The sequence below is a fragment of the Pseudomonas sp. MYb2 genome (assembly GCF_002979955.1).
Lineage (GTDB): Bacteria > Pseudomonadota > Gammaproteobacteria > Pseudomonadales > Pseudomonadaceae > Aquipseudomonas.
Map to the genome: position 1 here is coordinate 13,383 of NZ_PCQC01000026.1, position 20,876 is coordinate 34,258.

The 20,876-nt window shown below is 58.4% G+C and carries 22 protein-coding genes; 16 read left to right on the forward strand and 6 right to left on the reverse strand.

Annotated features, from left to right (window positions below):
• Positions 1–123: 123 nt before the first annotated feature.
• The 5 genes from brnQ (at position 124) to CQ009_RS27415 (ending at position 4,432) form a co-directional block, all read left to right on the forward strand.
• Positions 124–1,437, forward strand: coding sequence for a branched-chain amino acid transport system II carrier protein (gene brnQ, locus CQ009_RS27395; RefSeq protein WP_064390958.1), 1,314 nt, complete (start codon positions 124–126; stop codon positions 1,435–1,437).
• A gap of 257 nt (positions 1,438–1,694) precedes the next feature.
• Complete coding sequence (locus tag CQ009_RS27400) at positions 1,695–2,432, forward strand: DUF599 domain-containing protein (RefSeq protein ID WP_064390957.1); 738 nt, start codon at positions 1,695–1,697, stop codon at positions 2,430–2,432.
• The gene (locus CQ009_RS27405) at positions 2,432–2,833 is read left to right on the forward strand and encodes an MAPEG family protein (protein ID WP_105709276.1); all 402 of its coding nucleotides are present in this window, start codon (positions 2,432–2,434) and stop codon (positions 2,831–2,833) included. Before CQ009_RS27400 ends, CQ009_RS27405 begins: the two co-directional genes overlap by 1 nt.
• Before the next feature lie 73 nt (positions 2,834–2,906).
• Positions 2,907–3,767, forward strand: a complete 861-nt coding sequence (locus CQ009_RS27410; RefSeq protein ID WP_256585509.1) for a hypothetical protein — start codon at positions 2,907–2,909, stop codon at positions 3,765–3,767.
• Positions 3,768–3,841: 74 nt separating this feature from the next.
• A complete protein-coding gene (locus CQ009_RS27415) occupies positions 3,842–4,432 on the forward strand; it encodes a hypothetical protein (RefSeq protein WP_256585510.1) in 591 nt (196 codons plus the stop codon).
• Positions 4,433–4,510: 78 nt separating this feature from the next.
• On the opposite strand, the gene CQ009_RS27420 is transcribed toward CQ009_RS27415, so the two are convergent.
• A complete protein-coding gene (locus CQ009_RS27420; protein ID WP_008082962.1) occupies positions 4,511–4,747 on the reverse strand; it encodes a hypothetical protein in 237 nt (78 codons plus the stop codon).
• Between the two features lie 158 nt (positions 4,748–4,905).
• Here CQ009_RS27420 and CQ009_RS27425 point away from each other — a divergent pair, with 158 nt between their 5' ends.
• The 4 genes from CQ009_RS27425 (at position 4,906) to CQ009_RS27440 (ending at position 8,615) form a co-directional block, all read left to right on the forward strand.
• The gene (locus CQ009_RS27425; RefSeq protein ID WP_105709279.1) at positions 4,906–5,382 is read left to right on the forward strand and encodes a PaaI family thioesterase; all 477 of its coding nucleotides are present in this window, start codon (positions 4,906–4,908) and stop codon (positions 5,380–5,382) included.
• Entirely contained in the window at positions 5,379–5,831 is a 453-nt protein-coding gene (locus CQ009_RS27430) for a PaaI family thioesterase (protein WP_105709280.1), read from the forward strand. The genes CQ009_RS27425 and CQ009_RS27430 overlap by 4 nt, the downstream gene beginning before the upstream one ends.
• Positions 5,832–5,913: 82 nt before the next feature.
• Positions 5,914–7,818 (forward strand): molecular chaperone HtpG, encoded by a 1,905-nt coding sequence (gene htpG / locus CQ009_RS27435; RefSeq protein ID WP_105709311.1) that lies wholly within the window; start codon positions 5,914–5,916, stop codon positions 7,816–7,818.
• 68 nt (positions 7,819–7,886) lie between these two features.
• Positions 7,887–8,615 (forward strand): dienelactone hydrolase family protein, encoded by a 729-nt coding sequence (locus CQ009_RS27440; protein ID WP_105709281.1) that lies wholly within the window; start codon positions 7,887–7,889, stop codon positions 8,613–8,615.
• Between the two features lie 133 nt (positions 8,616–8,748).
• Here CQ009_RS27440 and CQ009_RS27445 read toward each other — a convergent pair whose 3' ends face one another.
• Both CQ009_RS27445 and CQ009_RS27450 read right to left on the reverse strand, forming a co-directional pair.
• Positions 8,749–9,612, reverse strand: a complete 864-nt coding sequence (locus CQ009_RS27445; RefSeq protein ID WP_105709282.1) for a pirin family protein — start codon at positions 9,610–9,612, stop codon at positions 8,749–8,751.
• A 62-nt stretch (positions 9,613–9,674) separates the two neighbouring features.
• Positions 9,675–10,091, reverse strand: coding sequence for an OsmC family protein (locus CQ009_RS27450; RefSeq protein WP_016986397.1), 417 nt, complete (start codon positions 10,089–10,091; stop codon positions 9,675–9,677).
• A gap of 129 nt (positions 10,092–10,220) precedes the next feature.
• On the opposite strand from CQ009_RS27450, the gene CQ009_RS27455 reads away from it, so the two are divergent.
• Both CQ009_RS27455 and CQ009_RS27460 read left to right on the forward strand, forming a co-directional pair.
• Complete coding sequence (locus tag CQ009_RS27455; protein WP_105709283.1) at positions 10,221–11,267, forward strand: amidohydrolase family protein; 1,047 nt, start codon at positions 10,221–10,223, stop codon at positions 11,265–11,267.
• Between the two features lie 138 nt (positions 11,268–11,405).
• Positions 11,406–13,031 (forward strand): methyl-accepting chemotaxis protein, encoded by a 1,626-nt coding sequence (locus tag CQ009_RS27460; protein WP_064390948.1) that lies wholly within the window; start codon positions 11,406–11,408, stop codon positions 13,029–13,031.
• Between the two features lie 274 nt (positions 13,032–13,305).
• On the opposite strand, the gene CQ009_RS27465 is transcribed toward CQ009_RS27460, so the two are convergent.
• Genes CQ009_RS27465 through purM form a run of 3 tightly spaced genes read right to left on the reverse strand, consistent with a single transcriptional unit; the run spans position 13,306 to position 15,736 of the window.
• The gene (locus tag CQ009_RS27465) at positions 13,306–14,019 is read right to left on the reverse strand and encodes a DUF3108 domain-containing protein (protein ID WP_105709284.1); all 714 of its coding nucleotides are present in this window, start codon (positions 14,017–14,019) and stop codon (positions 13,306–13,308) included.
• A gap of 8 nt (positions 14,020–14,027) precedes the next feature.
• Positions 14,028–14,678, reverse strand: coding sequence for a phosphoribosylglycinamide formyltransferase (gene purN / locus CQ009_RS27470; protein WP_105709285.1), 651 nt, complete (start codon positions 14,676–14,678; stop codon positions 14,028–14,030).
• Positions 14,678–15,736 (reverse strand): phosphoribosylformylglycinamidine cyclo-ligase, encoded by a 1,059-nt coding sequence (gene purM / locus CQ009_RS27475; RefSeq protein WP_105709286.1) that lies wholly within the window; start codon positions 15,734–15,736, stop codon positions 14,678–14,680. Before purM ends, purN begins: the two co-directional genes overlap by 1 nt.
• Positions 15,737–16,109: 373 nt before the next feature.
• On the opposite strand from purM, the gene CQ009_RS27480 reads away from it, so the two are divergent.
• The 5 genes from CQ009_RS27480 (at position 16,110) to CQ009_RS27500 (ending at position 20,775) form a co-directional block, all read left to right on the forward strand.
• Positions 16,110–17,168 carry a DUF2066 domain-containing protein gene (locus tag CQ009_RS27480; protein WP_064390945.1) on the forward strand — a complete coding sequence of 353 codons (1,059 nt, stop codon included), beginning with the start codon at positions 16,110–16,112 and terminating at the stop codon, positions 17,166–17,168.
• A gap of 34 nt (positions 17,169–17,202) precedes the next feature.
• Positions 17,203–18,276: an AI-2E family transporter gene (locus tag CQ009_RS27485; protein WP_105709287.1), complete on the forward strand. Its 1,074-nt coding sequence runs from the start codon at positions 17,203–17,205 to the stop codon at positions 18,274–18,276.
• A gap of 205 nt (positions 18,277–18,481) precedes the next feature.
• Positions 18,482–19,186 (forward strand): DnaA regulatory inactivator Hda, encoded by a 705-nt coding sequence (gene hda / locus CQ009_RS27490; RefSeq protein WP_064390943.1) that lies wholly within the window; start codon positions 18,482–18,484, stop codon positions 19,184–19,186.
• Positions 19,187–19,400: 214 nt separating this feature from the next.
• The gene (locus CQ009_RS27495) at positions 19,401–20,018 is read left to right on the forward strand and encodes a C40 family peptidase (RefSeq protein ID WP_064390942.1); all 618 of its coding nucleotides are present in this window, start codon (positions 19,401–19,403) and stop codon (positions 20,016–20,018) included.
• A 220-nt stretch (positions 20,019–20,238) separates the two neighbouring features.
• Positions 20,239–20,775: a C40 family peptidase gene (locus CQ009_RS27500; protein WP_064390941.1), complete on the forward strand. Its 537-nt coding sequence runs from the start codon at positions 20,239–20,241 to the stop codon at positions 20,773–20,775.
• The last annotated feature ends 101 nt before the right edge of the window (positions 20,776–20,876 follow it).

The following is a 20,876-nucleotide window of genomic DNA, read 5'->3' on the forward strand; positions in this document are numbered from 1 at the left end:
CTGCCGCCCACAAGGCATGCAACGCGCTTTAAGGGTCAGTCCCATACGGATCGACAGCATTTCCCTAATTACACAGGGCAATCCCCCTCTAAATTCCGATTTCAGTAGTGTGGTATTACCTTAATGAAAGTTTTGAAAGGTCAGGACATCCTGGCACTTGGCTTTATGACATTTGCCCTGTTCGTTGGGGCCGGCAACATCATCTTCCCGCCTATCGTTGGCTTGCAGGCCGGCCCTCACGTCTGGATGGCCGCGCTGGGGTTCCTGATCACCGCCGTCGGTCTGCCGGTGATCACCGTCGTCGCACTGGCCAAGGTCGGTGGGGCGATGGACGCGCTGAGCAGCCCGATCGGCAAAGTTGCCGGCGGCATTCTCGCGGCTGCGTGCTACCTGGCCGTCGGCCCGTTGTTCGCCACCCCGCGTACCGCGACCGTATCCTTCGAAGTAGGCCTGGCGCCGCTGACCGGCGAGAGCCCGCTGGCTTTGTTCCTCTACAGCTCTGTGTACTTCCTGCTGGTGTTCTTCATCTCGCTCTACCCTGGGCGTTTGCTGGACACTGTCGGCCGTTTCCTCGCGCCGCTGAAGATCATCGCGCTGGCAGTGCTCGGCATTGCCGCGTTCGCCTTGCCGGCCGGTGACATTGGCCACGGCACGCCGGAATACGTCGCGGCGCCGTTTTCCCAGGGTTTCATCAATGGTTACCTGACCATGGATACCTTGGGCGCACTGGTGTTCGGTATCGTCATCGTCAACGCGATCCGCTCGCGCGGGGTCGAGTCGCCGAAGTTGATCACCCGTTACGCGATCATCGCTGGTTTGATCGCCGGTGTCGGTCTGGCGCTGGTGTATGTCAGCCTGTTCCGCCTCGGTTCCGGCAGCCATGAAGTCGCGGTCGGCGCAACCAACGGCGCAGCGGTACTGCATGCTTACGTTCAGCACACCTTCGGTTCGCTGGGCAGCGGTTTCCTTGCGGTGCTGATCTCGCTGGCGTGTCTGGTAACGGCGGTGGGTCTGACCTGTGCTTGTGCTGAATATTTCAGTCGTGTACTGCCACTGTCCTACAAGACATTGGTGATCATCCTCGCAGCATTCTCGCTGCTGGTGTCGAACCTGGGCCTGACCAAGCTGATCGCTTTCTCGATCCCTGTGCTGACCGCGATCTACCCGCCATGCATCGTTCTGGTCGCGCTGAGCTTCTGCAAAGACTTCTGGCATGAACATGGCCGCATTCTTGGCCCGGTGATGCTGGTGTCGTTCGTCTTCGGCAGCATCGACGCGCTGAAAGGTGCTGGTCTGGCCGACTGGATGCCAACGCAGCTGTCGCACTTGCCGCTGAGCGAGCAGGGCCTGGCGTGGCTGGTGCCGTGTGTGATGACTCTGGTAGTTGCAGTGGTCTGCGATCGCCTGCTGGGCAAGCGCAGCGAAGTGGTTGCCTGACGTTGGCTGACCCGCCACAAGCGGGTCTTCAGCGCTTGAACAGAAATGCCCCGTATCAATCGATACGGGGCATTTTTTATGGGCGTCAGGCAGTGTCTTTTTCCTTACGCTAACGTCGAAGCACTGCATCGCTTTCAAGTAGGCCTTCGCCTGCTCGCGATAGCGGTGTGTCAGGCAACTTCAATGGTGACTGACACACCGTTATCGCGAGCAGGCGAAGGCCTACAGGTACAGCATCTATATTCACAGGGAATTGCATGTCGTTCATCCAAGCCAATCTGATTCACCTGCTCGCCGCGTGCTGGTTTGTCATCTGCTGGGGCGGTTATACCCGTTATGCTTCGTGGAAGGGGCGCGACACCGCGTGCCTGGCCAGCGTGTTGCACCTGTACCGCGAAGACTGGATGCGCCGCATGCTGCTGCGTGACAACCGCATCGCCGACGCCAGCGTAATCGGCAATCTGGAGCGTAACGCCTCGTTCTTCGCCTCCAGCACACTGATCATCCTCGCCGGCATTCTCACCGTGCTTGGCGCGTCGGAGCGCGCGGTGTCATTGCTCGCGGACATCCCGATGGTGCAGCAGGCATCGCAAGGCATGTCGGAGATCAAGCTGCTGTGTCTGGCGATGGTGTTTGTCTACGCCTTCTTCACGTTCAGTTGGTGCATGCGTCAGTACAATTTTGCGGCAGTGCTGGTCGGCTCGGCGCCGATGATCGGTGAGCGGCATGTGTCCGAGCAGGAACGCAAAGCGTTCGCGGCGCGGGCGGCGCGAGTGATTTCGATGGCGGCCAACCAGTTCAACTTCGGCCTGCGCTCCTACTACTTCGGCATGACCATGCTGGCGTGGTTCGTCAGTCCGTGGCTGTTCATGTTGATGAGCGCCGGTGTGGTACTGGTCCTGTACCGTCGCGAGTTTCATTCCGACGTTCTCGATGTCATGGTCTATACCCCTACAGAAGCACCCATTCCCGAGACAACCAAGGAGGTCGCTTGATGAGTATTCCGTTCTGGTGTGTTTTTATCACAGCGCTGTTGATCTACATCGCGCGCATGCCGGTGGGCAAGGCCATGAAAGAGCAGGGTGGTTACAACAATCACCTGCCACGTCAGCAACAGGCGCAACTGACCGGTTACGGCGCGCGGGCGCTGGCGGCGCATCAGAATACGATCGAAGCGTTCATGTTGTTTGCGGTCGGTGTGTTGATGGCGCACACCACGCAGACGGCGGGATGGCTGATTGATGCGCTGGCGATCATTTTTGTCATCGCGCGAATCATCTACTTGTGGCTCTACCTGGCCGACCTGCCCAAACTGCGCAGTCTGGTGTGGCTGGTCGGTCTGGTGTGTTCGTTGTTGCTGATGGTCAGTCCGACGTTCAGAACGGTATTGCTCTGAACGAAGATCTGCCGGCCAGGCAGACTATTGGGCATCAGCCGAGCCGGCGTCGGTTTTTCATGGAAGGCAGTTCTTGAACGGATTTCAACCGCGTAAATCACCCTTGCGCCGATTCGGCCGCTGGACAGGGGCGCTAATGCTGGGGACTGCGCTAGCGCAGGCCGCGCCATCCGCCCAGCCAGAGGTGCCCGGGGCAAAGCGCCTGGGCGATTTCCTCATTCGTCCGACGCAAAACAGTCTGTATGGTCCGGGGCCGCACTACACCATCATGTTTCGCTCGCAGGAGTACTGGCCTTTCGGCGTGAACGTCGTCAAGGGTGTGCGGCCGATCAAGGCGCAACACGAAGGCCAGCCGATGCTTCTGGCGATCACTTCACGCGCCGACAGCGTCGGCACACTGCTAATCAGTGTGCAAAACGGCACGCCGCTGTCACGCCTCCTCAGCCCGCTCCAGGATGAAAATTTTCCCGACTGGGGCATGCCGCAGCCCGGCCGTGAGGACCTGTTGCTGTTCGCCGAATCCGGTCTTGCGCTGGATACTCGAACCGGTGAGGTGCTGTGGTTCGACACCGCCGTCAAAGGCAGCGGTTACCGGGTTGTCGGGACGCTGATGTCGGTGTCTCCCGACAATAAAGTGGCCGCGTATCTGCGCTTCAAGGAAATACTGGTGGCCGGGCGCGAGGACGGCCTGGTAGCCGCTTACAAATTGCCGGCCGACGCCAATGTCGGTGAATTGGCCGACATCTTCAAAAGCGCTTACGCGCAAGCGGCCCAGGCGATCAAGGATGGCGTGCCCCACGTTAATAATCACCGACAGGCTCGGGACATGCAGATTGCCTGGTTTGCACAGCGCTTCCATTGGCAGGCCAAAAACGACACGTGGGAACTGATTGGCCGCGGCCTCGGTCCCGCATTACCCCTTTCCGAGCGCTGAGCCTGATGAACAATTCACGGTCGGGTCACGGACTCTTGTTGTTGATGGCAATGGCGGCATCTCTGGGAGGTTGCGTGAGTAACAATGGCGCAACCGACAGAGAGTTTCTCTCGGAGAATCTGGATGCCAGCAAGGCGCTGCTGACGTTTGACGTCGAGTTCGCGCTGGCCCCGGATTACCAGCCATCGCAGAATAAATTTCACGGCGATGAGCGCATCACTTACGGCGGTATCCCGTACATCGAAGTGCCTTATTTTCAGAAAGGCCTGAACGTCAAACAGGGTCTGACCGGGCTGCCCTACATCCTGCCCATTCCCTACCCGAAAGCCGAGATCGAAAATGGCCGCAGCGATTTCAAGGTATTCGGCCAGCGTCTGAATGAACAACGCTATCGTTTTGTCGTGCCGACGAAATCAATGTGGGACAGTGGCCATACCTTCGCGTTGTTGTTTGAGCGTCGCAAGCGGCATGAAACGATCACGTTTCGCTTTGACGACAAGACGTCCTGTGCAACTTCTTTGAACGTGACAACGCCGCAGTACGGTTATGCACTCTCCGTCAGTGCCAAGTTCAATAACGACATGGGTTGTTTGAAAGTGTGTGATGGACGACCGGGGTATCCTGGGGACTGTGCCTTTCAGCCGCCGCCAACTAGTGGCGGGTAACGCTGACCTGGCAATAAATCACAGGCAAAAGAAAACCCGCACTAGGCGGGTTTTCTTTTTTCTGCAGCAAAAAGCGAGTTATTGCTTCTTGGCAGCTTCGTCTTGCGCAGCAGCGTTCGATTCAGCCTGAGCTTTGGCAGCTTCGGCGTTTTCTTTCGCAGCGTCGTTCACTTTATCCTGAGCTTTGTTCATGTCCTGCTGAGCTTGTTCAGCATGTTGGTTGGCATCTTGAGCTTTGTCCTCGGATTTTTTATCGCAGGCAGCGAGACCGAGGGAAGCGGTCAACATCAAGGCAATAGCTAAAGTCTTACGCATGGGGTGTTTCTCCTTATGGAAAATAACTACTGGCCTTAAGAGCTTGGCGCTGAGGGTTAAGTTCCTCATTTCTTTCAGATATATAAGTTTGTTTTTACAGGGAACTTTTGCTGTATTGCTTACTACTGGCAATTGGCTCTAATGAGAGTAATTATCAAATGTCTGAAAACCCCGTTTTTGAGCGTGCGACGCGATTTTTATCGGCACTGCGTCATTGTCAGGTGCTCGGCTTAGAGGTGCACAGCGCCTCTGCCGAAGGGCTAACGGTGATCTTGCCGTACAGCGAAAAAATCGTCGGCAACCCACAGACCGGAGTCATTCATGGCGGGGCGATTACTTCATTGATGGACACCGCCTGCGGGATGTCGACCCTGTGCGTGTTGCCGGAATTCGAGGTCTGCCCGACCCTCGATCTACGCATCGACTATATGCATGCCGCTGAACCGAACAAAGATGTCTATGGCTTCGCTCAGTGCTATCGGGTGACCACTGATGTGATCTTCGCGCGCGGTTTCGCCTATCAGGACGATCCCGAACAGCCCATCGCCCATGTCGTCGGTACCTTCATGCGTATGGGTAAAGGCCTTAAAGGCACCAAAGGCTTCGGCGGCGCGATCAAGGGAGCGGGTCAATGAGCGATGACCTCAAGCAGCAACTGCAGCAGGCCCACCAGCAGGGTGACTACGCGCCGTTGTTGCAATTGATCCCTTACGCCGGTTTGATCGGCATCGAATGCTCGCGCGTCGGTGATGACTTGCTGTTCAAGCTGCCAGCGAACAAAGACAACATTGGTAACCCTTTATTGCCGGCAATTCATGGCGGGGTGATCGCCGGATTCATGGAGCTGGCGGCGGCACTTCATTTGCTGATTTTTACCGAAACGCCGGGTGTGCCGAAGATTATCGACTTTTCCCTCGATTACCTGCGCGCCGGCCAGTTCCGCGATACCTGGGCCAGATGTCAGGTCTGCCGGCAGGGGCGCCGCGTTGCCAACGTCGCCATCACGGCCTGGCAAAGCACCGAAAGCGAACCGATTGCCACCGCGCGTGCGCATTTCAAAATCGATGAGCCCTTGAAATCCTGAACAGCGCCCCAAACTCACAAGACAACCCGCCGCCGACCATTTCGGGTCGCGGCCACTGCCATCTGATTGGAGTTTGATGACCATGAGTGTGGAAACTCAAAAGGAAACCCTGGGCTTCCAGACCGAGGTAAAGCAGCTGCTGCACCTCATGATCCATTCGCTGTATTCCAACAAGGAAATTTTCCTTCGCGAATTGATCTCGAACGCCTCTGACGCTGTCGACAAGCTGCGCTTCGAAGCCCTGGCCAAGCCAGAGTTGCTCGAAGGTGGCGCTGACCTGAAAATCCGTGTGAGCTTCGACAAAGACGCCAAGACCGTCACCCTCGAAGACAACGGTATCGGCATGAACCGTGACGATGTGATCACCCACCTGGGTACCATCGCCAAATCGGGCACCGCCGATTTCATGAAAAACCTCTCGGGCGATCAGAAGAAAGATTCGCACTTGATCGGCCAGTTCGGCGTAGGTTTCTACTCGGCGTTCATCGTGGCCGACCAGGTTGACGTGTACAGCCGTCGCGCCGGCACTCCAGCCAGCGAAGGCGTGCACTGGTCGTCGAAAGGCGAGGGCGAGTTCGAAGTCGCCACCATCGACAAGCCAGAGCGCGGCACCCGCATCGTCCTGCACCTGAAAGCCGCTGAAGACGAATTCGCCGATGGCTGGCGCCTGCGCAACATCATCAAGAAGTACTCCGACCACATCGCGCTGCCGATCGAGTTGCCGAAAGAAGCGGCTGCTGCCGAAGGCGAAGAAGCTCCAGCCGTTGAATGGGAAACCGTCAACCGCGCCAGCGCCCTGTGGACCCGTCCGCGCACTGAAGTGAAGGACGAGGAATACCAGGAGTTCTACAAGCATATCGCTCACGACTTTGAGAACCCGCTGGCCTGGAGCCACAACAAAGTCGAAGGCAAGCTCGAATACAGCTCGCTGCTGTACGTGCCGGCCCGCGCACCGTTCGACCTGTACCAGCGTGAAGCGCCGAAAGGCCTGAAGCTGTACGTGCAGCGCGTGTTTGTGATGGATCAGGCCGAGTCCTTCCTGCCGCTGTACCTGCGCTTCATCAAGGGCGTGGTCGATTCCAACGACCTGTCGCTGAACGTGTCGCGGGAAATTCTGCAGAAAGACCCGATCATCGATTCGATGAAAACCGCGCTGACCAAGCGCGTGCTCGACATGCTGGAAAAACTGGCGAAAAACGAGCCTGAGCAATACAAAGGCTTCTGGAAGAATTTCGGTCAGGTCATGAAAGAAGGCCCGGCTGAAGACTTCGCCAACAAAGAAAAAATTGCCGGTCTGCTGCGTTTCGCATCGACCAACGGCGATGACGGCGAGCAGATCGTTGGTCTGGCTGACTACCTGGCCCGCGCCAAGGAAGGTCAGGACAAGATCTACTACCTCACCGGCGAAACCTACGCGCAGGTCAAGAACAGCCCGCACCTGGAAGTCTTCCGCAAGAAAGGCATCGAAGTGTTGCTGCTGACTGATCGCATCGACGAGTGGCTGATGAGCTACCTCAGCGAGTTCGACAGCAAGACCTTTGTCGACGTGGCACGTGGTGATCTCGATCTGGGCAACCTGGACTCGGAAGAGGACAAGAAAGCCGCAGAAGAAGTCGCCAAGTCCAAAGAAGGTCTGGTTGAGCGTCTGAAAACCGCGCTGGGTGATTCCGTGGCTGAAGTCCGCGTATCCCATCGTCTGACCGATTCGCCGGCCATTCTGGCCATCGGCGAGCAGGATCTGGGTCTGCAAATGCGTCAGATCCTCGAAGCCAGCGGTCAGAAAGTGCCGGATTCGAAACCGATTTTCGAATTCAACCCAAGCCACCCGCTGATCGAGAAACTCGATGGCGAGCAGAGCGAAGAGCGTTTTGGCGACCTGTCGCACATCCTCTTCGATCAGGCAGCCCTGGCTGCTGGCGACAGCCTGAAGGATCCGGCCGCGTATGTGCGCCGTCTGAACAAGCTGCTGGTTGAACTGTCGGTTTAACCAAGTCGTAGAAAAACCCGCTTCGGCGGGTTTTTTCATTCTGGTGTTTAACCAATCAGGAGTCAGAAATGAGCCAAATCACTGTACGTTCCGTGGTCTATCAGATCGACGGCCAGCCTTATGAAGGTCGTCTGGCGTTCGACGCCGAGCACAAGGGCGCGCTTCCGGGTTTGTTGATGGCGCCGAACTGGATGGGCGTCAGCGCCGGTGCCGAAGAGATCGCCAAATCGGTGGCGGCCAAGGGCTACGTGGTGTTGATCGCTGACGTTTACGGTCAAGCTGTGCGTCCGCAAAACGCCGATCAGGCTGGCGCGGCGATGATGCCGTTGAAGGATGATCGTGCGTTGCTGCGCACGCGTATGCAGGCGGCGTTCGAGCAATTGCAGAAGCAGGGCGAGGCGGCGGTCGATACTTCGAAGCTGGCGGTGTTCGGTTTCTGCTTTGGCGGTTGCTGTGCGCTGGATCTGGCCCGCACTGGCGCGCCGGTGAAAGCGGCGGTGTCGTTCCATGGCACGCTGGATTCGCCGAATCCGGCTGATGCGCAAAACATCAAGGGCTCGGTGCTGGTGCTGCACGGTGCTTCTGATCCATTGGTGCCGAAGGAGCAATTGCCGGCGTTTGAAGACGAGATGAATGCGGCGAACGTGGATTGGCAGCTGTTGAGCTATGGCGGTGCGGTGCACTCGTTTACCGATCCGCATGCGAATGTGCCGGGCAAGATGATGTACGACGCGAAGACCGCCAAGCGCGCGTTCAAGTCGATGCATGATTTGCTGGATGAAGTGTTCAAGGGCTGATTCAGTTGTCAGGCACCCATTCTGTGGTGGCTGATAGGGCCTCATCGCGAGCAGGCTCACTCCTACATTTGGAATGCGTTCCCCTGTAGGAGTGAGCCTGCTCGCGATAGCAATTTTCCAGGTGATATAAATCTCAGGGTAATTCAATCCGCTCAATTTCCCCCGGCACCGTCGGCCAATCCCCGGCCGCCCACTTGCGCCGCGCTTCATCGATCGCCGCCGGATCGCTCGCGACAAAATTCCAGTTGATCCGCCGAGGCCCGTCCAGCGGCGCGCCGCCGAACACCACCGCGTGCACATCACTTTCGGCAAACAGACTCATCTCTTCCCCGGCCGGCAACACCACCAGCGCGTGCGGCTCAATCGCTTCACCATTCAACTGCGCATCCCCACTCAACACATACACCGCCCGCTCTTCATGCTCGGTCGGAATCAGCAAAGTGGTCGCCGTTTGCATCTTCACTTCTGCATACAGCGTAGGAGAAAGTACTGGCACCGGCGATTCCAGGCAAAAGCCTGACCCGGCAATCATGCGAATCTGTACGCCAAGGTTATCGCTGACCGGTAAGGTTGCCGCCGGGTGATGGCTGTAATGTCCCGGACCCTGCTCGTGATCCTTGGGCGAGGCCAGCCAGATCTGTAAGCCATGCATGGTGAAACTCTGATCCCACAGCGGTTCCGGCGTGCGCTCAACGTGCGCAATCGCGCTGCCAGCGGTCATCCAGCTGACATCACCGGCACTGACCACTTGATCCGAGCCAAGGCTGTCCTTGTGCTGGATTTGTCCTTGGAACAGATATGTCAGCGTCGACAGACCGATGTGTGGATGCTGTCGGATGTTCATGCCTTTGCCTGTCGGATAAACCGTCTCGAGCATGTGATCAAAAAACACGAACGGCCCAACGCTGCGGCATTTGGCTGACGGCAAGGGGCGCAGAATCGGCTGGCCTTCGACGTCTTCGGCGCGTGGGCGGATGATCAGAGGTTGCGTGTCCATGGTGCATTCCAGGCTGAGCGGGTTGATGCCAGAAGCATAACCCGCCGCTGGCATGAGGAGGGTTACTGGCTGTCGAAGCCCTGCGGTGCATGGGTTTCGATGGTCACGTCAGTGGTGGTCATCAGCTTGTGAATCGGGCAACGGTCAGCGACGCGCAGCAACTCCTCGCGCTGAGCGTCAGTGAGCACGCCTTTGAGGGTGAGGGTGACGTGCAGGACGTATTTGCCTTTTTGTTCTTCGCTGTTGTCACGTTTGACGTCGACACCAACGCCGGTCAGCGGGATGTCTTTCTTCTTCGCGTACATCTTCAACGTCAGTGCTTTGCAGGCACCAAGGGCGGCGTCGAAGTAGTCGTGTGGCTCAGGTGCGGAGCCTTCGCCGCCGGCGGATTTCGGCACGTCGGCAAATAATTCGTGGTCATCAATCTGTACGGTGTGACGAAAACCTTCAGCGGAGACGGTATTGACGGTAACGGTCATGGGAACCTCACTGGCAGTAGGAAAAGTCGTTCAGTCAAACAAGACCTTGCAGTTATAGAGCATTCCCACCGGTACGCGTTCCACTTTCCTGCGGGGATGAACCCTTGTTGTCAGGGCGCGGTCTAGGCTATGCCTACTTGCCGGAGATTACTTGTGTCCCTGTATCGTTTGAGTCTTGCCTGTCTCATGCTGTTTGCCGGCAGTGTCAGTGCCCGCGAATACACCTACAGCGATGCGCACCTGCATTACGTGGATTTTTTCCAGGAAACTGCAGGCATGGCGAAATTGCTGACGGCCATGCAGGACAATTCCATCGAGCATGTGATGATTTCCGGAATCCCGGTGGCGAAGAAGTGGCACGAAGACGAGCCCAAGCGTCCGCGCTATTACGCAGGCGATGATGCCGATGCCTATTGGTACAGCGCGACCGACGTGATCGTTGCCGATGCAGTGCAGAAACTGCCAGCCGAAAAACGCCCTTACTTTCATCCCTTCCTGTCGGGCTTCAACCCCAACGACAAGAACTCCGCCGCACACATCCAGCGCATGCTCGATCTGTATCCGGGGTTGTGGCAGGGCATTGGTGAGGTGTTCACCCGCCATGACGACCTGACAGCGCTGACCTCTGGCGACACGCCGCGCGCCAATAACGAAGCGATGACCAAGATCTATCACCTGGCCGCCGAGAACGATCTGCCGGTGATGCTGCATTCCAACATCACCTCCAAGCGTGAGAAAAATCCTTTGTACCTGCAGGAAGTCGAGGAGCCGCTGCGCAATCACCCGCACACGCGGTTTATCTGGGCGCACGCGGGCACCAGCGCAGAAATCCATCGGCATCAGACCCAGCTGCCGTTCCTGCTGCCGACCCTGACGCGCATGCTCGAGGCTTACCCCAATCTGTTTATTGATTTGTCGTGGAGCATGCTCGCGCCGTATCTGCTGGATGAGCAGGGCAAGCCGCGCCCGGAATGGCTGGCACTGGTCGAGAAATACCCGCAGCGCTTCATGCTTGGCTCGGACGTGGTAGGGCGTTTCAACAAGCTCGGTCAGGAAATGCGCAGCTTCAAACCGTTCCTTGATGCGCTACCTGACGACGCTGCGCGTAAAGTCGCGCGGGATAACTTTCTGGCGATCTTGCCGCGAACAGTAGTCAAGTCCGAGAAACCACGCTGAATCGTTAATGTGGTGGGTTCGAAGGATCAAGGCCTTTTGATATCGCCTTTTCGTCTTACGCAATTTTTCGCCGGGCCGATACCTTCTTAAGCAACCAGCTGCAGGGTTGATGCAGCGCTTTTGGAAGGAACCAGAGCAATGAGCATCCGTAGTCTCAATATTGCCCCGCGCGCCGGCCTCGGTTTTGGCTTGTTGGCGCTGATGGTGTTTGCCTTGGGGGCGTTCGCTTTACTGCAAATGTCGAACATGCGCGCGCAGTCCGACGAGGTCGACAACAACTGGCTGCCGAGCGTGATGGCGGTCGGTGAAATGAGCCAGGACATGCTGCGCCTGCGCGCGTTGACCATGCGTCTGTTGCTCAACCGTGATCCGCAGGCCCTTGAACAGAACGTTGCCAAGCTCAATGAGTTGCGTGGTGTGCTCAGTGAGGCGCAGCAGCGCTATGACGTGCTGATCGTGTTGCCCGAAGAGCGCAAACTGTTCGATCGCTTCAAGGTCGCCGAGCATCAGTATCTGGAGCTTCAGGCGCAGGTCATGCAGCTGTCTGCGCAGAATCGGGTGGAGGCGGCGGCGAGCATTCTCAATGGCCAGATGAGTCCGCTGGCCGATGAAATCGCCGTCATCCTGCGCGAGCTGGTTGAGATGAATAAACACAACGCCAATCTCGCCACCGAAGCGGCGCGCCTGGTGTTTATCAATTCGCGGGTGTGGGTCGGGGTGATGATCGGCATCACGGCGCTGATCACCATTGGCCTGGCGCTGTTGCTCACGCGCAGCATCGTGCTGCCGCTGGCGCAATCGTTGGGTGTGGCTGAGGTGGTGGCCGGTGGCGATCTGACGGGCGATATCAGCATCTCCGGCAAGGACGAGCCGGCGCGACTGCTACAGGCGCTCAAGAGCATGCAGCACAACCTGCGCGACACCATCCGCCAGATCTCTGAATCGTCCAGCCAGTTGGCGTCGGCCTCCGAGGAGCTCAGTTGTGTCACTGAAGACGCCACTCGCGGGCTGCATCAGCAGAGCCTGGAAATCGAGCAGGCGGCCACAGCGGTGAATCAGATGACCGCTGCCGTTGAAGAGGTGGCGAGCAATGCGGTGGCAACCTCTGAAGCGTCGCGCGAGTCTGACCGCATTGCCCAGCATGGGCGCGAGCAGGTTCAGCAGACTGTGACGTCAATCGAATTCCTGGCCGACGATGTCACGTCCAATGCCACGCAAGTGGAAGATCTGGCGCAGAAGGTTCATGGCATCAGCAAGGTGCTGGATGTGATTCGCTCGATTGCCGAGCAGACCAATCTGCTGGCGCTGAACGCTGCCATTGAGGCGGCGCGGGCCGGTGATGCCGGGCGCGGGTTTGCGGTGGTAGCGGATGAGGTGCGAGCGCTGGCGCATCGCACGCAGCAGTCGACGCAAGAGATCGAGCAGATGATCGGCGGGATTCAGCAGGGCACCGATTCGGCGGTGAGCTCGATGCAGCAGAGCAATGTGCGGGCGCGTTCGACGCTCGAGTTGGCCAAGGCGGCCGGGACTGCACTTGAAGAGATTGCTTCGGCGTTTACTCTGATCAACGAGCGCAATCTGGTGATCGCCAGCGCATCGGAAGAGCAGGCAGCGGTGGCGCGGGAAGTGGATCGCAATCTGATGAACATTCGCGATCTGGCGATGCAGACGTCGGCGGGAGCTAATCAGACCAGTGCGGCGAGTCAGGAACTGTCGCGGTTGGCGGTGGACTTGAACAGCATGGTGGCGAAGTTTTCGGTTTGAGTTTTGCCTTCAAAAGCCCCTCACCCTAGCCCTCTCCCAGGGGGAGAGGGGACTGACCGTGGGAGATTGGCGAATTACACCGACCTGATCTTGCTTTGGTGAATCCATAATCGACTCAATTTTTCAGGTCGATGCATAGCGCCAGACATCTCGGTCAGCTCCCTCTCCCTCGGGAGAGGGCTGGGGTGAGGGGCGAGATTTGCACAAAACATTGGGCTAAAGCGCAGGCGAAAAAAAGCCCCGCTTTCGCGAGGCTCTTTGATGTAGCGGCGGTTCAGCTGCCTTTAACGGTTTTGCCGTTGACCGTGCCGTCCTGGAGCATGATGTTGTACTCCTTGCCGTCGGTTTCAACCTGTTGCAGACGAACCAGCAGGTAATCCCAATCCTTGGCGAACCAGAGGACGGTAATGCGCTTGCTTTGTGTCGGGTCGCGTACGCGCTCGACCTTGATTGCATCGATCTTGCCGGCCTTGGTTTCGACTTTTTCCGAACCCAGTACACGGAAGTCATAGGTATCGACTTCGCCGTCATCGACCACTTGATAGCTCATGGTCTTCTTGCCGGCAGCGACATCATGCTGCAGTGCCAGTTGATAGGTGGACTTGTCGACCATGCCACGGTTCAGCGGGATCTTCACCGCGTCGCCACGGTCGGTGCCGGTGACCATTTTGCTGTTCCAGTCGAAGTCCAGATCAGCCTTTTTCGCTTTGCCCAGACCGCCACGTTCAAAGTGGTAGGACTGCGGCAGCAAGGTGTCCTTGTCCAGGGTCAGGGTGCTTTCTTCACTCAGGCTGGCGATCATCATCGAGGCCTTGAAGCTGAGCTTCCAGACGCCGTTGGCTTCCTTGACCAGGCTGCGCTCGGCAGTGCCGCTCATGGGCAACTGCTTCCAGTCGGCGGTGTAGCTGGCGGAGAACGGTTGAAGGTCCGCTGCCTGCGCGAAGGGCAGGGCGAGCAGAGCACAAGCGAAGAGCAGGGCGCGACGCATAAAATCTCCTAGTGTCGAATCAAGTGGCCGCTGGCCGCGAGTAACTGGCCATCCAGTAAAGCACCGTGTTCACCGAGTGTCAGTCTGCCCTCGGCAAACCAGCGTACCGCCATCGGATAGATCACGTGTTCCTGAGCGTGGACTCGCTGCGCGAGACTCTGCGGCGTGTCGTGCAACTCTACCGGTAATACTGCCTGTACGACCAGTGGTCCGCCGTCGAGTTCCTCGGTGACGAAGTGCACGGAGCAGCCATGCTCCGTGTCGCCGGCTTCCAACGCGCGCTGATGAGTGTGTAACCCTTTGTATTTGGGCAACAGCGACGGGTGGATGTTAAGCAGGCGCCCTTGGTAATGGCGAACGAAATCAGCGCTGAGAATGCGCATGAAACCAGCCAGCACCACGAGTTTGGGTTGGAATTCGTCGATCAGTTCGATCAGAGCAGCATCGAAGGCCTCGCGGCCTTCAAATGCCTTGTGATCCAGCGAGCGGGTAGCGATACCCGCGTCACTGGCGCGTTGCAGGCCGTAAGCGTCGGCGCGATTGGAAATCACTGCAGCGACGCGGACCGGGCTGTCGCCGGTCCGCGTGCTGTCGATCAGAGCCTGCAAGTTACTGCCGGTGCCGGACAACAGCACCACGACATCACAGGTTGCGGACATTAATGAGCCTTAAGGTTCTGCAGATCAACCTGGGCAGCGCCTTCGGTGGCAGCAGCGATCTGGCCGATGACCCACGGCTGTTCGCCAGCGTCACGCAGGGTGTTCAGCGCCACTTCAACGTGTTCCTGAGCCACGCAGATGACCATGCCGACGCCGCAGTTCAGCACGCGGTGCATCTCGGTTTCGTCAACGTTGCCTTTCTCTTGCAGCCAGTCGAAAACGGCCGGGCGAGTCCAGCTGGCTACGTCAACAACAGCCTGAGCGCCTTTTGGCAGAACGCGCGGGATGTTGTCGAGCAGGCCACCACCGGTGATGTGGGCCATGGCTTTGACCGCGCCGGTGTCTTTGATCAGCTTGAGCAGCGGCTTCACGTAGATGCGGGTCGGGGCCATCAGCAGGTCGGTCAGCGGTTTGCCGTCGAGCTGGATGTTTTCGATGTCGGCGCCGGACACTTCGATGATCTTGCGGATCAGCGAGTAGCCGTTGGAGTGCGGGCCGGACGATGGCAGAGCGATCAGCGCGTCACCGGTGGCGACTTTCGAGCCGTCGATGATTTCCGCTTTTTCCACGACGCCAACGCAGAAACCGGCCAGGTCGTAGTCTTCGCCTTCGTACATGCCAGGCATTTCAGCGGTTTCGCCGCCGACCAGCGAGCAACCCGACAGTTCGCAGCCAGCGCCGATGCCGGTTACGACCTGAGTCGCGGTCTCGACATTCAGCTTGCCGGTGGCGTAGTAGTCGAGGAAGAACAGTGGCTCAGCGCCGCAAACGACGAGGTCGTTCACGCACATGGCAACCAGGTCGATGCCGATGCTGTCGTGCTTGTTCAGGTTCAGCGCCAAACGCAGCTTGGTGCCGACGCCATCGGTGCCGGAAACCAGTACTGGCTGCTTGTAGCCGGCCGGGATTTCGCAGAGGGCGCCGAAACCGCCCAGGCCGCCCATGACTTCCGGGCGCGCAGTGCGCTTGGCGACGCTCTTGATGCGTTCGACCAATGCTTCACCGGCGTCGATGTCTACACCGGCGTCCTTGTAGCTCAGGGAGGGTTGCTTGCTCATGATCCAGGCCTTTAGGGGAGGGGATTCAGGGGTAACGACCGAGTTCAGCGGGAACATCGAAATCGAGGGGGCGAATGCCTCACGCGAGTTTCGAGGGTCTCGGCTGTTGCCGGTCTGCGAAGGCGCGCGATTTTATCAGGCTTGAGGGGCAGCGGCCATCCTCGCACCGACGGGCAGGGCCATATCTCGGGAAATTTTTTGCAATTAAGGCCTGCGGGTGCCTGTATAAGGTGTGGCAATTAACCGTCTATCGTTATCACTGTGCAAAAACTTATTGTCGCCGGGTGAATGTTTGGTGCTGGCAGATTGTCACAGCCTTGCTCAACCGGTTCACGCGGCCTGTTCCAGCCGCTCTTGTCGACGGGAATTCTCCATGCGTTTTTGTAAATTGTTGTTTGTGGGTTGTTTGTCTCTGCTCAGCCTGGCGAGTCACGCCGAAAATCTCAAAGGCCTCTATCAAGTGCGTGAGCCGGTCAACGGCCAGGCCCCGGAGGAGCGTGATCGCGCCACGCAGGCGGCGCTCGACACGCTGGTGTTGCGTCTGACCGGCGATCCGAAAGCTGCGCAAAACCCGGGGCTGGCGGCGATTCGCAAGGATCCGCAGCAGATCATCAGCCAGTTCGGTTTTGATGCCGGGCCGCCGGAAGTGTTGAAGGTCGATTTCGATCCGTCGTCGACCGAGCAGGCGTTGCGTCGTGCCGGGTTGTCGATGTGGGGTGCCAGTCGGCCGTCGATTCTGAGTTGGTGGCTGAATGATTCGGCTGAAGGATCGAGTCTGGTCGGCGACGGTCAAGCCGCTGCCGCGCCTTTGCGTCGCGCTGCGCAACATCGCGGATTGCCATTGCGTTTGCCGCTGGCGGACCTGAGTGAGCAGTTGGTTGCCACTGCGCCGGCGCTTGAGGGTACGGATCCAGCTCCATTGCGCGGCGCGTCCGAGCGTTACAACGCCGATGCCTTGCTCGCGGTGCACGCTCGTGAAGAAGGCGGGCAGTGGCAGGCCAAGTGGCATTTGTGGCTGGGCGACCAGAAAGAAGCGGGCAGCGTGCAGGGCGCGGATCAGGCGGCGGTGGCTGATGCGGTCATGCTCGCGGTTGCCGAGCGGCTGGCCCCGCGTTTTGTTGCCAGGCCCGGTGCTTCAGGTCAGCAGACCCTGGAAGTGCAGGGCATGAATCTTGAACACTACGCCGCACTGTTGCGGTTACTCGAGCCGTTTGGCGTGCGTCTGCAAAGTGTTGATGGCGATCGCATCGTTTATCGGGTCAATGGCAGCGCCGATCAGATGCGCGCGCAGTTGTCGCTGGCCAAGTTGCAGGAGTTGCCGGCGGAAGCTGCGGCGCAGGTTTCAGCGCCACAGCCTGCTGTTGCAGGTGCAGCACCGGTCGCGGCTCCGGCCCCGACACCGGCGGCGCCGTCGTTGCGGTTTCGCTGGTAAGTCTTTCCTTATATAGAAGCAACAGGAGTGGTACATGGCCGATACGCGGCGTTGGTTCTGGCTCGGTGGGGTAGTCCTGCTTTGCGCGTTTGTATGGTTGCTGCACCCGATCCTCACGCCGTTTCTGGTGGCGCTGCTGCTGGCTTATCTGTTCGATCCGCTGGTTGATCGTCTGGAAAAACTCGGGCTGTCGCGAACCTGGGGCGTGATCGCGGTGTTTGCCTTGTTCACCCTGATCGTCACGGCACTGCTGTTGGTGCTGGTGCCGATGCTCGCCAAACAGTTGCTGCGTTTGTACGAACTGGCACCGCAAATGCTCGACTGGCTGCAGCACACCGCGTTGCCGTGGGCACAGGCGAAGCTGGGCCTTTCGGACGGGTTCTGGAAGTTCGACAAGGTCAAAGCGGCAATCAGTGAGCACATGGGCCAGACCACCGACATTGTCAGCGTGGTGCTGAGTCAAGCAACGGCATCCAGTCTGGCGTTGATCGGCTGGCTGGCCAATCTGGTGCTGATCCCGGTGGTGAGTTTCTACTTGCTGCGCGACTGGGACGTGATGATGGCCAAGATCCGCAGCCTGCTGCCGCGTGATCGTGAGGCAACCATCGTATCGCTGGCCGGCGAATGCCATGAGGTGCTGGGTGCATTCGTTCGTGGTCAGTTGCTGGTGATGGTCGCACTTGGGGTGATCTACGCAGCAGGCCTGATGATCGTCGGTCTCGAACTCGGTCTGTTGATCGGCTTGATCGCGGGGCTGGCGGCGATCGTGCCGTACATGGGCTTTGTGATCGGCATTGGCGCGGCGTTGATTGCCGGTCTGTTCCAGTTCGGTGGCGATCTTTATCCGATGTTCGGGATCGTCGCGGTATTCATGGTCGGTCAGGCCTTGGAAGGCATGGTGCTGACGCCATTGCTGGTGGGCGACCGGATCGGTCTGCATCCGGTGGCGGTGATCTTTGCGATTCTGGCGGGTGGTGAGCTGTTCGGGTTTACCGGTGTGTTGCTGGCGTTGCCGGTGGCTGCGGTGATCATGGTACTGGTGCGCCACGTTCACGATTTGTACAAGGATTCCGACATTTATAGTGGTGTGGACGAGCCGGAGTTGTAATCGGGGCGGACAGCCCGGCGGAAGCCGGGTTGGCCCGTGTCCTGCAGGTGCGGGCGCCAAAGAAACTGTCATAAAACCAGTGTGTTAACGCAAACCTTTGATTTTGCTTGGACTCTGTCGCATTGTGCGCTCAGCTTCACGGGTATAAACTTCGCAAACTTTACACAGAGGCCACTAACGGTTCCTTGAGAACTGTTCAGTCAGCATGAAACCGATTCAGCTGCCCCTAGGTGTGCGTCTGCGTGACGACGCCACCTTCATCAACTACTACCCAGGCGCCAATGCCGCTGCACTCGGCTATGTCGAGCGCCTATGCGAAGCCGACGCCGGCTGGACCGAAAGCCTGATCTACCTGTGGGGCAAGCACGGCGTAGGGCGCACGCATCTGTTGCAGGCGGCTTGCTTGCGCTTCGAGCAGATGGGCGAGCCGGCGGTTTACCTGCCATTGGCCGAGTTGATGGATCGCGGTGTTGAAATCCTCGACAACCTTGAACAGTACGAACTGGTTTGCCTGGATGATTTGCAGGTGATTGCTGGCAAGGCTGACTGGGAAGAGGCGATGTTTCATCTGTTCAACCGTCTGCGTGACAGCGGTCGGCGCCTGCTGATTGCCGCTGCCACGTCGCCGCGTGAGCTGCCGGTCAAACTGGCCGACTTGAAATCCCGCCTGACCATGGCGCTGATTTTCCAGATGCGCCCACTCTCCGATGAAGACAAATTACGTGCCTTGCAACTGCGTGCATCGCGCCGCGGTCTGCACCTGACCGATGAAGTCGGGCATTTTATTTTGACCCGCGGCACTCGCAGCATGAGCGCGTTGTTCGACCTGCTTGAACAACTCGATCAGGCGTCTTTGCAGGCACAGCGCAAGCTGACCATTCCCTTCCTCAAGGAAACGCTAGGCTGGTAACGGCGCGGCTTTCAGCGCATTTCGGCATATTTCAGGCGCCAGAAAATCCGCTTTCCTGCAGGTTGTGCAGGCCGCGTATCGACTCAAATGGGCTTAAGCGCTTAGATGTAAACGAGAAACCGGGAAGTCACAAAAAGATCGATTGAATTTGCAAATGAGGCTGATAGCGGGCATAGTCTCGGCTTCTTTACAACTATCAGCCACGGTCGTGCCCATGCTAAAGCGCTTCGCACCCCTCGTGCCTCTCGCACTCGTCACCCTGTTGTTTGGTTGCGCTGCTCATTCTCCAGTTCAAGAGCAGTCTCAACAGGTTAAAAATTCCGCCACGGCCCAGTCTTCCGTTATTTATCAGGAAGAGCTGGACACCGAAAAAGAACTCAACGAATTCAACGGCAGCAAGCCTTATCAGCTTCCTGTTCTGGCCGATAGCATCCTCGAACGCGGCATGTCCCTGATCGGTACCCGTTACCGTTTCGGCGGTACCTCTGAAGCCGGTTTCGACTGCAGCGGTTTCATCGGTTATCTGTTCCGCGAAGAAGCCGGCATGAACCTGCCACGCTCGACTCGCGAAATGATCAACGTGGATGCGCCGCTGGTTTCGCGTAGCAACCTCGAGCCGGGCGACCTGCTGTTCTTCGCCACCAACGGTCGTCGCGGTCGTGTCAGTCACGCCGGTATCTACCTGGGCGACAATCAGTTCATTCATTCCAGCAGTCGTCGCAGCGGCGGTGTTCGCATCGACAGCCTGGGTGACAGCTACTGGAGCAAGACCTTCATCGAAGCCAAGCGTGCACTCGCCATGGCCCCGACCGTGGTCACCGCTCGCAAGTAATTCCCTCGATGTCGCTGCATTCGCGGCGACAATCAGGCTCCCGGCAACGGAGTAGACCTATGCTTTACAAGGTGAAGTTAAAGTCTTACTTGAAGTTTGTCGTATAGCCGCTAGAATCCTGAAACTAGTTTGATGGCAAACCGCCTGCGTGCTCCGCAGGCGGTTTTGTTTTCTGTCCATCCGGCAGAGAAAGCCGCAGCCAGATCAGGATGTTCTGCTTATGACCATGTCGGCCCGCCTCGCATTGATGTTCTTCGCAGCGCTGCTCAGCGCTTGCGCCAGCCGTACTCCGCCGCCTGCGCCGGTGGTTCGCGCGCCGGTCGTGTTCGGCCCTTCCCAGGCTTTCTCGCCGGCTGCTGAGGACGTGCTGTTTCGCGCGCTCGGGTTGGTGGGCACGCCTTATCGCTGGGGCGGCAACACGCCGGATTCAGGGTTTGATTGCAGCGGGCTGATCGGTTTTGTCTACCGTGATGCGGCGGGCATCTCTTTGCCGCGTTCGACGCGTGAGCTGATCGTCATGCAGGCGCCGAATGTCGGCAAGGAAGGCTTGCAGACTGGCGATCTGATCTTCTTCGCTACCAATGGCGGCTCGCAGGTCAGTCATGCGGGGATCTACGTCGGAGAAGGGCGCTTTGTGCATGCGCCGGCCACGGGCGGCACGGTGAAGCTGGACAGCCTGTCGAAGGCGTATTGGCAGAAGGCGTATCTGAGCGCCAAGCGGGTGTTGCAGCCGGAGCATCTGGCGCATAACCCGTAATCCAGCCACACACACACAATCCCCTGTAGGAGTGAGCCTGCTCGCGATGACGGTGCCACATTCAACATCAATGTTGAATTGATCGACCGCCATCGCGAGCA

What these genes read in the sequence shown, in the direction of transcription:
- brnQ (WP_064390958.1), top strand. Translation starts at nt 124, where the DNA reads ATGAAAGTTTTGAAAGGTCAGGACATCCTGGCACTTGGCTTTATGACA.
- CQ009_RS27400 (WP_064390957.1), top strand. Translation starts at nt 1,695, where the DNA reads ATGTCGTTCATCCAAGCCAATCTGATTCACCTGCTCGCCGCGTGCTGG.
- CQ009_RS27405 (WP_105709276.1), top strand. Translation starts at nt 2,432, where the DNA reads ATGAGTATTCCGTTCTGGTGTGTTTTTATCACAGCGCTGTTGATCTAC.
- CQ009_RS27420 (WP_008082962.1), bottom strand. Translation starts at nt 4,747, where the DNA reads ATGCGTAAGACTTTAGCTATTGCCTTGATGTTGACCGCTTCCCTCGGT.
- CQ009_RS27425 (WP_105709279.1), top strand. Translation starts at nt 4,906, where the DNA reads ATGTCTGAAAACCCCGTTTTTGAGCGTGCGACGCGATTTTTATCGGCA.
- CQ009_RS27430 (WP_105709280.1), top strand. Translation starts at nt 5,379, where the DNA reads ATGAGCGATGACCTCAAGCAGCAACTGCAGCAGGCCCACCAGCAGGGT.
- htpG (WP_105709311.1), top strand. Translation starts at nt 5,914, where the DNA reads ATGAGTGTGGAAACTCAAAAGGAAACCCTGGGCTTCCAGACCGAGGTA.
- CQ009_RS27440 (WP_105709281.1), top strand. Translation starts at nt 7,887, where the DNA reads ATGAGCCAAATCACTGTACGTTCCGTGGTCTATCAGATCGACGGCCAG.
- CQ009_RS27445 (WP_105709282.1), bottom strand. Translation starts at nt 9,612, where the DNA reads ATGGACACGCAACCTCTGATCATCCGCCCACGCGCCGAAGACGTCGAA.
- CQ009_RS27450 (WP_016986397.1), bottom strand. Translation starts at nt 10,091, where the DNA reads ATGACCGTTACCGTCAATACCGTCTCCGCTGAAGGTTTTCGTCACACC.
- CQ009_RS27455 (WP_105709283.1), top strand. Translation starts at nt 10,221, where the DNA reads ATGCCTACTTGCCGGAGATTACTTGTGTCCCTGTATCGTTTGAGTCTT.
- CQ009_RS27460 (WP_064390948.1), top strand. Translation starts at nt 11,406, where the DNA reads ATGAGCATCCGTAGTCTCAATATTGCCCCGCGCGCCGGCCTCGGTTTT.
- CQ009_RS27465 (WP_105709284.1), bottom strand. Translation starts at nt 14,019, where the DNA reads ATGCGTCGCGCCCTGCTCTTCGCTTGTGCTCTGCTCGCCCTGCCCTTC.
- purN (WP_105709285.1), bottom strand. Translation starts at nt 14,678, where the DNA reads ATGTCCGCAACCTGTGATGTCGTGGTGCTGTTGTCCGGCACCGGCAGT.
- purM (WP_105709286.1), bottom strand. Translation starts at nt 15,736, where the DNA reads ATGAGCAAGCAACCCTCCCTGAGCTACAAGGACGCCGGTGTAGACATC.
- CQ009_RS27480 (WP_064390945.1), top strand. Translation starts at nt 16,110, where the DNA reads ATGCGTTTTTGTAAATTGTTGTTTGTGGGTTGTTTGTCTCTGCTCAGC.
- CQ009_RS27485 (WP_105709287.1), top strand. Translation starts at nt 17,203, where the DNA reads ATGGCCGATACGCGGCGTTGGTTCTGGCTCGGTGGGGTAGTCCTGCTT.
- hda (WP_064390943.1), top strand. Translation starts at nt 18,482, where the DNA reads ATGAAACCGATTCAGCTGCCCCTAGGTGTGCGTCTGCGTGACGACGCC.
- CQ009_RS27495 (WP_064390942.1), top strand. Translation starts at nt 19,401, where the DNA reads ATGCTAAAGCGCTTCGCACCCCTCGTGCCTCTCGCACTCGTCACCCTG.
- CQ009_RS27500 (WP_064390941.1), top strand. Translation starts at nt 20,239, where the DNA reads ATGACCATGTCGGCCCGCCTCGCATTGATGTTCTTCGCAGCGCTGCTC.